A 12817-nucleotide genomic window follows, 5' to 3' on the forward strand; every position below is an offset into this window, starting at 1 on the left:
CAATTGGCTCGGCAACGGACGCGGCGGCGTATTCTGCTGCCGGTGGCGCTAGCCTGCCGCGGCGGCGGGGCGGTGGTAATCGCGCGGCAGCAGACCAAATAGCCAGTCGTTATGCCAGCGGCCGTTGAGCCAGTAGCATTCGCGCAGCTCGCCCTCCAGCAGAAAGCCGGTTTTCTGCAGCAGGCTTTTTGAGGCGATATTGCCGGCGGTGACGGTGGCGGTCAGGCGACGAACGCCGCCTGCGGAAAAGGCAAAATCGCACAGCGCCTGCAGTGATTCGTAGCCGTAGCCTTTTCCCTGGGCCTGGGGAGTGAACAGGAACCCGACCTCAGCGCAGTCGTCCTCGTGGTGCCGGTAGCCGGTCATGCCGAGCGGCACGTGGGTTTGTCGGTCGCGGACGATCAGGCACAACCAGTGCCTGGCGCCCGGCGTCCACGGCGACAGGCGCGAATCGAACGCTTCGCGGATCTCGGCGAGCGGCCGCGAATCGGCGATATAGAGCATCACCTGCGGATCGCGCTGCAGGGCTAAAAAGAAGGACCAGTCATCCAGCTGCAGCGGCGAGCAGCGCAGCCGTGGCGTAAGCAGTTCAGGCATAGATCGGGGTTCCTGCAAAGGTCGATAGCGTGACCATAGCAGGACATTCTCCGCCGGAACAGCACCTGGTTATAATGGCTCGCCGTAGAGGCCGATCAGCCGACGCACCACGCCGTTGGTCCAGCCGAAACCATCCTGCAGCGGGTATTCACCGCCGCCGCCCTCCTGCGGAACGCCGCTGGCAATATGGTACTTCTCAATCAGCTTATGATGCTGCTTGTAGAAGTGGTTCACCGTTTGCAGCCAGCTTTGGGCAATCTCATCGCCGAGCGGATCCTGGCCGTACATTTTGAAGCCCTGCACCGCCATCCACTGCAGCGGCGCCCAGCCGTTAGGCTTATCCCACTGTTCGCCGCTTTCATACTCGGTGGCCATGATGCCGCCAGGGGTCAGCAGGCGGGCCCGCACCGCGTCGGCAAGGCGATCCGCCTGTTCATGCGTGGCCATTCCGACGTACAGCGGCACGATGCTGGCGGCCGAAAAGAGCGCCAGCTGCTCGCGGCGCCAGTCGTAGTCGCGGAAGCAGCCGCTGTCGTCATCCCACAAATAGCGGGTCACCGCCGCCCGACGGTCGCTGGCCTTCTGGCGAAACGCGGCTTCCGTTTCGCGATCGCCCTCAACGCCGGAGAGATTGGCGATGGTATTTTCGAGCTTGAACAGGAAGGCGTTCAAATCGATGGGGATAAACTGGGTGGTGCGAATACTCGCCAAACGGGTGATATCGCGCAGCCAGCGGCTGGAGTAGTCCCAGCCGGAGGCGGCGCCGGCGCGCAGGTCGCGGTAAACCTCGTTGGGCGGGCGGCCGGAGCGCTTTGCCGTTTCGACATCTTCGCGCCAGGACTCGTCGCGCGGGGTGTCGCGATCGTCCCAGTAGCGGTTGAGCAGCGAACCGTCCGGCATACGCACCGCGTGGCGATAGGCCTGGTTCGGGATCAGCGACTCGGCGCCGTCCATCCAGAAGCGGTACTCCATCTTCAGATGCTCAAGGTAGCGGCGAGCGCCGCGCACGCCGTCCTCTTCAAACAGCTCAACCATCAGGGCGAAAACCGGCGGCTGCGAACGGCTGAGGTAGTAGGTGCGATTGCCGTTAGGGATATGGCCGTAGGTTTCAATCATCCACGCGAAGTTGTCCGCCATGCACTTCAGCAGGTCCTCGCGGCCGCTCTCCGCCAGCCCCAGCATCGTGAAGTAGGAGTCCCAGTAGTAGGTCTCGCTAAAGCGGCCGCCGGGCACAATATACGACTGCGGCAGCGCCAGCAGCGACGACCACGGGATATGATCCTGCGGCTCGCGGGTGAGGATCGGCCAGAGGTGATCGATATGCTCTTTCAGCGATCGCTTAGGATCGGAAACGTAATCTTCCGCGCGATGATCCGGCAGCCAGAAGTGATCCTCGACGAACTGCCGCAGATCGAACCCTGGGGTGCGCCTCACCCGCCGGTAGTGGATTAAAATATCCAGCGGGTCCTGCTTCGGCGCGCAGTCGGGGAAGGTTTTGCTGTCGGCGAAAATGCGCGATTTTTGCACGTGCGCGAACAGCTCCAGGTAGCGATCGGCCGGGGTCAGGGCGTCAGACGCCGGCAGCCCCTCGATAATTTCTGGCTCCGGCTCGGCGTCGAACATTTCGTCCAGTTTTAACTCATACGGATCGGCTTCGTAGCGCAGATCGACGTCGATCTTTAACTCATCGTTATTATCGTTGCGTAATGTCTGGCTGGACATAGTGATACGGACCTCCGGATCGCGTCGCTTAATGGCGCCGGGTATTCCCGGCATGGCTTTTAAGCTTAGTCATTCGCTTCGGTTTTCGTGGGGGAAACTGTGCGGCAGGTCACGCTTCTGTGCAAATACCTGAAGGCGGTATTTTTATTAGCAACTGATTTTTATCGTTAATTTATGAGATGGTGCTCTGAATCGCGCGGAAAAATTCAGAGCAATCGTTTTGCAACAAAATCTTATTTTATGGCGAAGGCGCGGGATTACTCCCACGCCGCTTCCAGCATCTCCAGCAGCTGTTCGCTGCTCAGCGTGACCGGGTTGGCTTTCATCGACGACGAGCCGCTGGCGGCCAGCGCGGCGGGCTCAAGCGCCCGATGCGCCACGCCAAGGTCATTGAGATTGCCGAGCCCGGCGCCGCGGCTCCATTCGTGCAGGCTCTCCCAGGCGGTATCCGGATGCACGTTGAGCCCGTCGGCCAGCCAGCGGCGCACGTCGTTAAAGCGCTCGCGCAGGGCTTCATCGGTGACCAGCGATTCGTTAAGCGCGAGGCCGAAGGGCAGCAGGCAGCCGCACAGCGCGCCGTGGGAGGCGTTGCTCAGGCCGCCCAGCGGCCCCGCCAGGCCGTGAACAACGCCGAGACCGGAATTGGCCAGCGCCAGGCCGCCGCACAGGCTGACCCACGCCATCTCATCGCGACTCTGCGGGCACTCTTTCGCCATTAGCGTTTTCAGCGCCTTGATGCCGCGCGGGATCGCCTCCCGGCACAGGGCGTCGGTAAACGGGTTGGCCCGGGTGCACAGCCAGGGTTCGATAAGCTGGGTGATCGCATCGAGGCCGGAGCCCAGGGTCACCGCCCGCGGCGCGTTATCGGTAAGCGACGGGTCAACGATCGCCAGGTCCGGCAGCATCCGGTCATCGCGCAGGCTGACCTTACGCTGCTGCTGCACGACGTTAATCACCGCGTTTTTCGTCACCTCGGCGCCGGTGCCGGAGGTGGTGGGGATGGCGACAAAGGGCAGCGGATGCGCTTCCAGTACCCGGCCGCTGCCGACCACTTCGAGATATTCGATGACCTCCCCGGATGCCGGCACCAGTGCGGCGATGGCCTTCCCGGCGTCGATCACTGCGCCGCCCCCGAGGCTCACCACCGCCCCGACGCCCCTTTCGCGCGCCAGGCGCACGCCCTGCTCGATCGCCTGCAGGTCGGGCTCATGGGCGATGGCGAGGGTCGTCACCTCCAGCGCGTGGGCGCGAAGTTCGGCCAGCAGAAAGTCGGCCCGCTGCGGGCTGGCGCCGTGCACCAGCAGCACCTTGTCGCTGCGCTGGGCCAGCCAGGGCGCAGCGCTCGGCGCCAGGCCGCGACCAAAACGAATATTTCCCGGGGTTAAAACGTTAAAGGGGGTCAGCATCACGGGCTCCTGTATCGGCAAAAAGGCAAGCAAAGGCAAGCATCAACTATACCCTAAATCATTCGCGTTGCAGGAAGGCGGCAACGCAGGGAATTCCCGGGGGCTTTCCCGGGTCTGTGACTGGCACGAGCGAGGAAAGCCAACGCACATGTCATTACATATTATCCGGCAGTCTGCCCCGTTGCTGGCTGTACTCGCGCAGCCGATGGAGTATGGTGAATAAAACGTCCCTTCGGTTAAGGAATCCCTGACAATGCTAACAATACTGGGTAAACGCTCATCAATTAACGTCCGTAAAGCGCTGTGGACCTGCGAAGAAGCGGGCCTTGAGTATCAGCAGGAAGATTACGGCAGCGGATTTCAGCCGATTGATACCGCGGAGTTCCGCGCGCTGAATCCGAACGCCCTGGTGCCGGTTCTGCTGGATGACGACTTTGTGCTGTGGGAGTCGAACAGTATCTGTCGCTACCTGGCGCGCAAGGCCGGGCGGGAGGATCTGCTGCCCGCCGCGCCGCAGGCGGCGGCCGAGGTCGAGCACTGGATGGACTGGCAGGCCACGGAGTTTAACAACGCCTGGCGCTACGCGTTTATGGGGCTAGTGCGTAAGGACCCGCGCTTTCAGGACCCGACGGCGCTGAAAGAGAGCATTGCCACATGGACCCGCTGCGTGCACATCGTTGAATCACAGCTGCAACGCACCGGCGCCTGGATGACGGGTAATCAATTTACGCTGGCGGATATCGTGCTCGGCCTGTCGGTTCACCGCTGGAAAATGACCCCTTTTGCCCACCCGGAACTGCCGGCGGTTGAGCACTGGTATATGGCGCTCAACCAGCGCCCGGCGTTTATGCGCCACGGTAACAACGGCATGGCGTGACCGCAGGATAAAAAAACGTCCAGATTGACCGCGCCGCGGACGTTAAATTCAGCCTATTCGCTTTGCAATCACCGATGACTGCCGTTACGATCTGCGTCCCTTTTTTATCCACCCGGTAGCGCGTACGGCAGGAAGGTATGGTTTGAGCAGGCGGTTGAGCCCTGTGTTGCTGGCGTCTGCGCTGCTTGTCGGATGCTCCGGAACGCTTTCGCAAATGAGTGTCCCTTCTGACGAAACCAGTCAGATAGGGCAAAACGGGCATCGGCTCTCCGTCGATACCTTCGTTAACCACTATATGCAGAGCAAGCAGGTGAGCGGTGTGGTGGTGGCGGTGATCCGTCATAACGGCCCGGCGGAATTTCACTGCTACGGCGTGACCGATGCCAAAAATCGCTACCCGATTACCCCGGATACGCTCTTTGCCCTCGGCTCGCTGAGCAAAGGGGTCACCGCAGAGGTAATAACCCTGCTGGTCAATGAGGGGCGGCTGCACTGGGACGATACGCTCGCCATGCTGCTGCCGCCGCAGACCCCGCTGAGTGCAGACGCCAGGAAAATTACTCTCCTGCAGCTGGTGACGCATACCTCCGGACTGCCGCGTCAGCCAATGAACCTGCTGTCGCTGGAGCATCTGCTGGCCTACCTGAGCGATGGGGAAAACTTCTATCACGAACTCGACGGCGACGGCGCGCTGGGCTATCTCAGCACCTTCAACGCGCCGCTGGTGCGCGAGCCTGAATACTCCAATCTCGGCTACGCCATTCTCGGCTACATCCTCAAATATCAGACCGGAGAATCCGTTGAGGCGCTGGCATCGCGGATGATTTTCCAGCCGCTGGCCCTGCATAACACCAGCTTCGTGCCGTCAACGCTGCGCGGATACTCCCGGCGCGCCCTCGGACATGCGGGGGATCAGCCGAAATTTAAAACCCGCGGTGCGCTGACGCCGGACTGGCAGTTCAGCAACAATATGGTGGGGGCGGCAAACCTGTACAGCGACGCTCGCGACCTTATCGCTTACGCCCGCGCCCATTTTTCACCGACCGGCAATTCGGCGCTGGATAAAGCCTTCACCGACGTTGGCCACGACTACTATCCGCGGCAGACGGAGGCGGCGAATATTGCCTGGGTGACCGATACGATCGGCGGGCAGAAGATTACCTATCAGGTGGGCTACATCGGCGGCTATTCGAGCTATATCGGCTTTGATAAAGCGAACCAGAATGCGGTGGTGGTGCTGCAAAATAGCTTTAACTGGAGTAACTACATCGGGCATGCGATTTTGCAAAATCAGGCGGCGGAAACGGATTATCGGCTGCGCCATGAGGCGTTGAAAAAGGCCCCGTGAGTACGGGGCCCTGACGTTTAGCGCATGGTCACGAACTCTTCCGCGGCGGTCGGGTGGATCGCCACGGTGTTGTCGAAGTCCTTCTTGGTGGCGCCCATCTTCAGCGCGACCGCAAAGCCCTGCAGCATTTCATCCATGCCGAAGCCGATGCCGTGAATACCGACAATCTTCTCTTCCGGGCCGACGCAGACCAGCTTCATGCGGCACGGCTGGCGGTGCGAGGTGACGGCGGTATACATCGCGGTAAAGGAGGATTTATAGACCTTCACCGCCTCGTCGCCGTACTGCTCGCGGGCCTGCGGCTCGGTTAAGCCGACGGTGCCGATCGGCGGGTGGCTGAAGACCACGGTCGGGATGTTGCTGTAGTCCAGATGCTCTTCCGGCTTGTTGTTGAACAGACGCTCGGAGAGGCGGCGGCCGGCGGCAACGGCGACCGGCGTCAGCTCGACCGCGCCGGTGTTATCGCCCACCGCGTAGATCCCCGCCACGCTGGTGTTCTGGAATTTATCCACGACGATATAGCCTTTGTCGTTGGTCTTCACCCCGGTGGCCTTGAGGTTGAAGTTATCGGTCTCCGGCTGGCGGCCGATGGCCCAAATCAGGCAATCGACGGTCTGGCTGCGGCCATCTTCGAGGGTCAGGGTCAGGCTGCCGTCGGCGTTTTTCACCACCGACTGCGGAATGGCGTTGGTATGCAGCTGCGGGCCTTCGGCGTTCATCACCTCAACCAGCGTCTCGACAATCAGCGGATCGAAGCTGCGCAGCGGCGCGTGCTTGCGCACGAACAGATGCGTCTCGGCCCCCAGGCCGTTAATCACTCCCGCCAGCTCAACCGCGATATAGCCCGCGCCGACAACCGCCACGCGCTTCGGCAGCGCCGGCAGCTCGAAGAAGCCGTTGGAGTCGATGCCGTACTCTACGCCCGGAATGGACGGGTGGCTCGGACGGCCGCCGGTGGCGATGAGGATATGATCGGCAGTCAGGGTTTCGCCGTTGACTTCCACCGTTTTGGCGTCAATAAAGCGGGCGAAGCCCTTAATCACATCGACCTTATTTTTACCCAGCACGTTGTCGTAGGAGGTATGAATGCGGTCGATGTAGGCGCTGCGGCTGGCAACCAGCCGGTCCCAGTCGAAGTGGTTAATGGTGGTGTCGAAACCGTAGTCCGGGCCGTACAGGTGAATCGCTTCGCGGATCTGCGCCGCGTGCCACATTATTTTCTTCGGTACACAGCCGACGTTAACGCAGGTGCCGCCCAGATCTTTCGCTTCAATCAGGGCGCACTTCTGGCCGTACATCGCCGCGCGGTTGATGGAGGCAATGCCGCCGCTGCCGCCGCCGATAGCAATGTAGTCATAATGTTTGCTCATGAGTCATATCCTTAATATCTGAATGCTGCGATTGTATACCGGAAATCAATAGGTTCCGCCGATGACTGCGATTACTCCGGGACGATCCAGCTGACCGTTGCGTGCCCGTTGCCGGTCGGAACCAGCTTTTTGTGCAGCCACGGCAGGACGTTGTTCATCTGCTGTTCCAGCTTCCACGGCGGGTTGATCACGATCATCCCCGACGCGGTCATGCCGCGCTGGTCGCTGTCCGGGCGCACGGCAAGCTCAATCTGCATGATTTTGCGGATGCCGGTTGCTTCTAACTCTTTGATCATGCGTTTGATCTGCGCACGAAGGACCACCGGATACCACAGCGCATAGGTGCCGGTCGCGAAGCGCTTGTAGCCTTCGTGAATGCCGGTCACCACCGCCTGGTAATCGCTTTTAATTTCGTACGGCGGGTCGATCAGAATCAGGCCGCGGCGGGAGACGGGCGGCAGCTTAGCCTTCAGCTGCTGATAGCCATCGGATTTTTCCACGCGCGCGCGCTCGTCTTTCTGGAACTCCGCGCGCAGCAGCGGGAAGTCGCTCGGGTGCAGCTCGGTCAGCTGCAGGCTGTCCTGCTCGCGCAGCAGCTGGCGGGCAACCAGCGGGGAGCCCGGATAGTAGCGCAGCTGGCCGCTGCGGTTGAAGTGCTGAACCACGGAGATATAGGGCTCCAGCTCGGCCGGCAGGTCATCCTGCTGCCAGATGCGGGCGATGCCTTCCATGTACTCACCGGTACGCTCGGCGTGCTCGCTGCTCAGATGGTAGCGACCTGCGCCGGCGTGGGTGTCCAGATAGAGAAACGGCTTCTCTTTCTCTTTCAGCGATTCAATGATCAGACTCTGAACGGTGTGTTTGAGGACGTCGGCGTGGTTGCCTGCGTGAAAGCTGTGGCGATAACTGAGCATGGATGCAGAGATTCCGGGAATTAAACAAGATAACCGATAGTTTACCGCAGATCCGTACGGATTACCGCTGTAGCGCCGTGCTGTTTCAATTGTGCCAAAAGCGTTGCAAAACATAACGGTGTCATAAAAGCGTCAAACGGTCGCGCTAGCGTCGCGTGCAGGCAAGGTAATCGTTTGAATAAAAGGAAAAATAATGAAACTGCAAATCACACTTCTGACGTCGGCGCTAATCCTGGCGTTGCCGGCTCTGGCCAAAGACGTTCCGCTCAATCAGGCGGCGGCGATCGCCGCCAGCGTCACGCCCGCGGCGCAGAGCCCGGCGTTTGACGCGCTGGAGAGCCAGACGCTGGCGGCGCTGCGCCAGGCGCTGAAGGGGGATGCCGCAACCCTCACCCGCGACCAGCTGGAGCACGCGAAACAGAATAAAACCCAGGCGGATAAAGCCTGGCTCAAGGCCAGCGGCTACGATTTTCAGACTAAAGCGAACCAGCAGGCGGGAATTGCGCTGCTCTCGGCGTTCAGCAAGCTCCCGGATGCGGTGGTGAAAGATAATCTCGCCACCGTCACCGCCATTAACCGCGATGCTACCCAGGCTACCCGCCACCAGGCGTTGGCCGATGCCGAGGGGATAAGCTATCTCTACTTCCTCAGCGATGCGATGGGGCCCCGGCTGGGCAAAGCGTTCCTTGCGGCCTACGACAAAGGCGAGCTGGGCAAAGCGGCGGCGCTGATTAAGGCCAGCGAAGTCAGCACCGGTGCGGCGAAAAAGCACTTCAATAACCCGCGTCCGTTCCTGATTCAGGGCAACACCATCCACATGGTGCCCGATGACGTGGTGGTGAAGGATAACCAGCCCTATTCCGCCGATGAAGGCTCCTTCCCAAGCGGACACACCAATACGGGCTATACCGATGCCCTGCTGATGGCCGAGATGATCCCGGAGCGCTTCGATGCGCTGGTGACCCGCGGCGCGCGCTACGGCTACTCGCGGATCGTGCTCGGCGTGCACTATCCGCTGGACGTGATGGGCTCGCGGATGGTGGCGCAGCGTAACGTCGCCCACTATCTGAACGATGCGAAATATCGCGCGCTGTTTAACGAGGCGCGCGACCAGCTGCGCGCCGCGCTGGAGAAAGAGTGCGGCACTTCGCTTGCCGAATGCGCGAAAAGCGCCGGCAAGGACGATCCGTACCGCGACCCGGCCATGAACGCCTTTTATCGCTTCACCATGACCTACGATCTGCCGCAGCAGAAAGGCGAGAAGCCGGCCCTGAAGGTGCCCGAAGGGGCCGAGGTGCTGCTGGAGGCCGCCTTGCCGCATCTTTCCGCCGCGCAGCGTCGGGCGCTGATGGTGAAAAGCGCGCTACCGGCCGGCTATCCGCTGTCGGGAGAGACCGCCGACCAGCAGTTCTGGCAGCGCCTCAACCTGCCTGCCGCCTGGCAGATGGCGCAGAAGGCGCATTAATCTCACCCAGCCCGGCGAAGCAGCGCGCCCGCCGGGATTTTGCTCAACGGCCGGGCTTATTGCAGCAATACCCGGCTCTGCGCATCGCACGACATTGAAATTCACCCAACTATCCCCCATTCTAGATCTCATGCTAAAGCGCCGGAACGCGCGCTTCATTTCCCCTTTTCAACAGGACTGCGCATATGACCAATCCATTACTGACGCCTTTTTCGTTGCCGCCTTTTTCTGCAATCAAGCCGGAGCATGTGGTGCCTGCGGTCACCAAAGCGCTGGACGATTGCCGGGCAGCGGTAGAGAGCGTCGTGGCGCAGGGCGCGCCCTATAGCTGGGAGACGCTGTGCCAGCCGCTGGCGGAAGTTGACGACGTGCTGGGGCGTATTTTTTCTCCCGTCAGCCATCTGAACTCGGTAAAAAATAGCCCGGAGCTGCGTGAAGCCTACGAACAAACCCTGCCGCTGCTGTCGGAATACAGCACCTGGGTGGGCCAGAACGAAGGCCTGTACCAGGCGTATCGCGACCTGCGCGACGGCGACCACTACGCCACCCTTAACACCGCCCAGAAAAAAGCGGTGGATAACGCGCTGCGTGATTTTGAACTCTCCGGTATTGGCCTCGAAAAAGAGCAGCAGAAGCGCTACGGCGAAATTGCCGCACGCCTCTCCGAGCTGGGCAACCAGTACAGCAACAACGTGCTCGACGCCACCATGGGCTGGAGCAAGCTGGTCACCGACGAAGCCGAACTCTCCGGGATGCCGGAGAGCGCGCTGGCCGCGGCTCAGGCCCAGGCGCAGGCTAAAGAGCAGGAAGGCTATCTGCTGACTCTCGATATCCCGAGCTACCTGCCGGTGATGACCTACTGCGACAACCAGGCGCTGCGCGAAGAGCTCTATCGCGCCTACTCCACCCGCGCTTCTGACCAGGGGCCGAACGCCGGCAAATGGGACAACAGCCCGGTGATGGCCGAGATCCTCGCCCTGCGCCACGAGCTGGCGCAGCTGCTGGGCTTTGACAGCTACGCGTCAAAATCGCTGTCGACCAAAATGGCGGAAAACCCGCAGCAGGTGCTCGACTTCCTGACCGACCTGGCGAAACGCGCCCGTCCGCAGGGGGAGAAAGAGCTGGCCCAGCTGCGCGCCTTCGCCAAAACGGAGTTCGGCGTTGAGGAGCTGCAGCCGTGGGATATCGCTTACTACAGCGAAAAGCAGAAGCAGCATCTCTACAGCATCAGCGATGAGCAGCTGCGTCCCTATTTCCCGGAAAACAGAGCCGTTAACGGCCTGTTCGAAGTGGTTAAGCGCATTTACGGCATCAGCGCCAAAGAGCGCACCGATATCGACGTCTGGCACCCGGAAGTGCGCTTCTTCGAGCTGTATGACGATACAGGCGAGCTGCGCGGCAGCTTCTATCTCGATCTCTACGCCCGCGAGCACAAGCGCGGCGGCGCGTGGATGGACGACTGCGTCGGCCAGATGCGCAAGCTGGACGGCTCGCTGCAGAAACCGGTGGCCTACCTGACCTGCAACTTTAACCGTCCGGTTAGCGGCAAGCCGGCGCTGTTCACCCATGATGAAGTGATCACCCTGTTCCACGAATTCGGCCACGGCCTGCACCACATGCTGACCCGCATCGATACCCCGGGCGTGTCCGGCATCAGCGGCGTGCCGTGGGATGCGGTTGAGCTGCCGAGCCAGTTTATGGAGAACTGGTGCTGGGAGCCGGAGGCGCTGGCGTTTATCTCCGGCCACTACGAGACCGGCGAACCGCTGCCGCAGGCGCTGCTGGAAAAAATGCTCGCCGCGAAGAATTACCAGGCCGCGCTGTTTATTCTGCGCCAGCTGGAGTTCGGCCTGTTCGACTTCCGCCTGCATGCGGAATATCAGCCGGAGCAAGGGGCGAAAATCCTCGAGACGCTGGCGGAGATCAAAAAGCAGGTCGCCGTGGTGCCTGGCCCGTCGTGGGGCCGCTTCCCGCACGCCTTCAGCCACATTTTTGCCGGCGGCTACGCGGCGGGCTACTACAGCTACCTGTGGGCCGACGTGCTGGCGGCGGATGCCTTCTCCCGCTTTGAGGAAGAGGGGATTTTCAACCGCGAAACCGGCCAGTCGTTCCTCGATAACATCCTGAGCCGCGGCGGTTCTGAAGAGCCGATGATCCTCTTCAAACGCTTCCGCGGCCGTGAGCCGCAGCTGGACGCGATGCTGGATCACTACGGGATTAAGGGCTAATTTACCCGCCATACTTCAGGCTGCCCCTGCGGCAACTGCACTCACTCACCCCGGGAACGTACGCTGCGTTCGTTGCCGGGGATTTGTTCCCTTGTTGTCCTGAGGCAACGCGAATTATTTAGGGTAAAGCGGAAGTGAAAATCTGCTTAATTGATGAAACGGGCGCCGGAGACGGCGCCTTATCTGTTCTGGCCGCCCGCTGGGGGCTGGAGCATGACGAAGACAACCTGATGGCGCTGGCGATGACGCCGGAGCATCTGGAATTGCGCAAGCGCGACGAGCCGAAGCTTGGCGGCATCTTCGTAGATTTTGTCGGCGGGGCGATGGCCCATCGGCGCAGGTTCGGCGGCGGACGCGGCGAGGCGGTGGCCAAAGCGGTGGGCGTTAAGGGCGACTATCTGCCGGACGTGGTGGACGCCACGGCGGGGCTGGGGCGCGACGCGTTTGTGCTCGCCAGCGTAGGCTGCCGCGTGCGGATGCTGGAACGTAACCCGGTGGTGGCGGCGCTGCTTGATGATGGCCTTGCCCGCGGCTATGCCGACCCGGAAATTGGCCCGTGGCTGCAGCAGCGCCTGCAGCTTATTCACGCCTCAAGCCTGACGGCGCTGAGCGATATTACCCCGCGACCGCAGGTGGTCTATCTCGACCCGATGTTCCCGCACAAGCAGAAAAGCGCGCTGGTGAAAAAAGAGATGCGCGTCTTTCAGTCGCTGGTGGGGCCAGATTTAGACGCCGACGGCCTGCTGGAGCCGGCGCGCCGGCTGGCCACTAAACGGGTGGTGGTCAAACGGCCTGACTACGCGCCGCCGCTGGCGGACGTCGCCACGCCGAACGCGGTGGTCACCAAGGGCCATCGGTTTGATATTTACGCCGGCACGGCGGAATAACCC

General features: G+C 61.4%; 10 protein-coding genes. 5 read left to right on the forward strand and 5 right to left on the reverse strand.

Annotated features, from left to right (window positions below):
- Positions 1–48: 48 nt before the first annotated feature.
- The 3 genes from PFH44_RS03655 to PFH44_RS03665 form a co-directional block, all read right to left on the reverse strand.
- Entirely contained in the window at positions 49–597 is a 549-nt protein-coding gene (locus PFH44_RS03655) for a GNAT family N-acetyltransferase (protein WP_045853941.1), read from the reverse strand.
- A 69-nt stretch (positions 598–666) separates the two neighbouring features.
- Positions 667–2319, reverse strand: a complete 1653-nt coding sequence (locus PFH44_RS03660; RefSeq protein WP_283824316.1) for an alpha,alpha-trehalase — start codon at positions 2317–2319, stop codon at positions 667–669.
- Positions 2320–2576: 257 nt separating this feature from the next.
- Positions 2577–3725: an iron-containing alcohol dehydrogenase gene (locus PFH44_RS03665; RefSeq protein WP_283824317.1), complete on the reverse strand. Its 1149-nt coding sequence runs from the start codon at positions 3723–3725 to the stop codon at positions 2577–2579.
- Positions 3726–3978: 253 nt separating this feature from the next.
- Here PFH44_RS03665 and PFH44_RS03670 point away from each other — a divergent pair, with 253 nt between their 5' ends.
- Entirely contained in the window at positions 3979–4602 is a 624-nt protein-coding gene (locus tag PFH44_RS03670; protein WP_283824318.1) for a glutathione S-transferase family protein, read from the forward strand.
- Positions 4603–4816: 214 nt separating this feature from the next.
- Positions 4817–5950, forward strand: coding sequence for a serine hydrolase domain-containing protein (locus PFH44_RS03675; RefSeq protein WP_283824319.1), 1134 nt, complete (start codon positions 4817–4819; stop codon positions 5948–5950).
- Positions 5951–5967: 17 nt separating this feature from the next.
- Here PFH44_RS03675 and gorA read toward each other — a convergent pair whose 3' ends face one another.
- Positions 5968–7320 carry a glutathione-disulfide reductase gene (gene gorA / locus PFH44_RS03680; protein ID WP_045853946.1) on the reverse strand — a complete coding sequence of 451 codons (1353 nt, stop codon included), beginning with the start codon at positions 7318–7320 and terminating at the stop codon, positions 5968–5970.
- Positions 7321–7391: 71 nt separating this feature from the next.
- The gene (locus tag PFH44_RS03685) at positions 7392–8234 is read right to left on the reverse strand and encodes a 23S rRNA (adenine(2030)-N(6))-methyltransferase RlmJ (RefSeq protein ID WP_045853947.1); all 843 of its coding nucleotides are present in this window, start codon (positions 8232–8234) and stop codon (positions 7392–7394) included.
- Between the two features lie 193 nt (positions 8235–8427).
- Here PFH44_RS03685 and PFH44_RS03690 point away from each other — a divergent pair, with 193 nt between their 5' ends.
- The 3 genes from PFH44_RS03690 (at position 8428) to rsmJ (ending at position 12814) form a co-directional block, all read left to right on the forward strand.
- Complete coding sequence (locus tag PFH44_RS03690) at positions 8428–9699, forward strand: acid phosphatase (RefSeq protein WP_283824320.1); 1272 nt, start codon at positions 8428–8430, stop codon at positions 9697–9699.
- Positions 9700–9884: 185 nt separating this feature from the next.
- On the forward strand, positions 9885–11927 hold the full coding sequence (prlC, locus tag PFH44_RS03695) for an oligopeptidase A (protein WP_283824321.1): 2043 nt from the start codon (positions 9885–9887) through the stop codon (positions 11925–11927).
- Between the two features lie 134 nt (positions 11928–12061).
- Positions 12062–12814 (forward strand): 16S rRNA (guanine(1516)-N(2))-methyltransferase RsmJ, encoded by a 753-nt coding sequence (rsmJ, locus tag PFH44_RS03700; protein WP_283824322.1) that lies wholly within the window; start codon positions 12062–12064, stop codon positions 12812–12814.
- Positions 12815–12817 lie beyond the last annotated feature (3 nt).

It is taken from the genome of Klebsiella sp. Ech2A, from assembly GCF_030078455.1.
GTDB lineage: Bacteria > Pseudomonadota > Gammaproteobacteria > Enterobacterales > Enterobacteriaceae > Klebsiella > Klebsiella terrigena.

What these genes read in the sequence shown, in the direction of transcription:
- PFH44_RS03655 (WP_045853941.1), bottom strand. Translation starts at nt 597, where the DNA reads ATGCCTGAACTGCTTACGCCACGGCTGCGCTGCTCGCCGCTGCAGCTG.
- PFH44_RS03660 (WP_283824316.1), bottom strand. Translation starts at nt 2,319, where the DNA reads ATGTCCAGCCAGACATTACGCAACGATAATAACGATGAGTTAAAGATC.
- PFH44_RS03665 (WP_283824317.1), bottom strand. Translation starts at nt 3,725, where the DNA reads ATGCTGACCCCCTTTAACGTTTTAACCCCGGGAAATATTCGTTTTGGT.
- PFH44_RS03670 (WP_283824318.1), top strand. Translation starts at nt 3,979, where the DNA reads ATGCTAACAATACTGGGTAAACGCTCATCAATTAACGTCCGTAAAGCG.
- PFH44_RS03675 (WP_283824319.1), top strand. Translation starts at nt 4,817, where the DNA reads ATGAGTGTCCCTTCTGACGAAACCAGTCAGATAGGGCAAAACGGGCAT.
- gorA (WP_045853946.1), bottom strand. Translation starts at nt 7,320, where the DNA reads ATGAGCAAACATTATGACTACATTGCTATCGGCGGCGGCAGCGGCGGC.
- PFH44_RS03685 (WP_045853947.1), bottom strand. Translation starts at nt 8,234, where the DNA reads ATGCTCAGTTATCGCCACAGCTTTCACGCAGGCAACCACGCCGACGTC.
- PFH44_RS03690 (WP_283824320.1), top strand. Translation starts at nt 8,428, where the DNA reads ATGAAACTGCAAATCACACTTCTGACGTCGGCGCTAATCCTGGCGTTG.
- prlC (WP_283824321.1), top strand. Translation starts at nt 9,885, where the DNA reads ATGACCAATCCATTACTGACGCCTTTTTCGTTGCCGCCTTTTTCTGCA.